This window comes from Candidatus Cryosericum odellii (genome assembly GCF_003570935.1).
Lineage (GTDB): Bacteria > Caldisericota > Caldisericia > Cryosericales > Cryosericaceae > Cryosericum > Cryosericum odellii.
The window spans coordinates 29,803-30,464 of record NZ_QXIU01000208.1 but is presented as its reverse complement, the minus strand read 5'-3'; the positions used below and the strand labels follow the sequence as shown (position 1 = coordinate 30,464).

At 57.9% G+C, this 662-nt stretch carries 1 pseudogene; it reads left to right on the top strand.

What is annotated here, in order from left to right:
* Positions 1–662: pseudogene (locus SMC5_RS11880) on the top strand (NADP oxidoreductase); the annotation flags it as partial.

Sequence of the window (662 nt, the reverse complement as noted above, 5' to 3'; positions counted from 1 at the left end):
GGCGAGGTTATCCAGGTCCTGACCGACAGCAAGCTCCAGGGACGAGGGGGCGCAGGGTTCCCGACAGGGCTGAAGTGGGGCATGGTCGCGAAGGAGCAGAGCGACGAGAAGTACATCGTGTGCAACGCTGACGAAGGTGAACCCGGCACTTTCAAAGATCGCCTCATTCTCGAGGGAGATCCACACAGTATCGTCGAAGCGATGGCCATTGCCGGCTACGCTACCGGAGCTCACGTCGGTATCGTCTATGTCCGTGGCGAGTACTTCATGTCGATAGCGCGTCTCAAGAAGGCCATCAAGGACGCCACCGAGTATGGACTGCTTGGCAAGGACATTCTGGGGACGGGGTTCCAGTTTGATATTGAGGTCTATCGTGGTGGTGGCGCCTACGTCTGTGGTGAGGAGTTTGCGCTGCTCGAGTCCATCGAGAACAAGCGTGGCACGCCACGGAACAAGCCTCCGTTCCCGCCTCAGCAGGGACTTTTCGGAAAACCTACGGTTGTCAACAACGTAGAGACGTTTGCCAACGTACCGCCGATTTTGTTGAATGGCAGCGATTGGTTCAAGTCATTCGGGACACCATCGAGTGCCGGCACCAAGGTCTTCTCGCTTTCGGGCGACATTGTGAACCGTGGCATCGTCGAGGCGCCTCTGGGCATCAC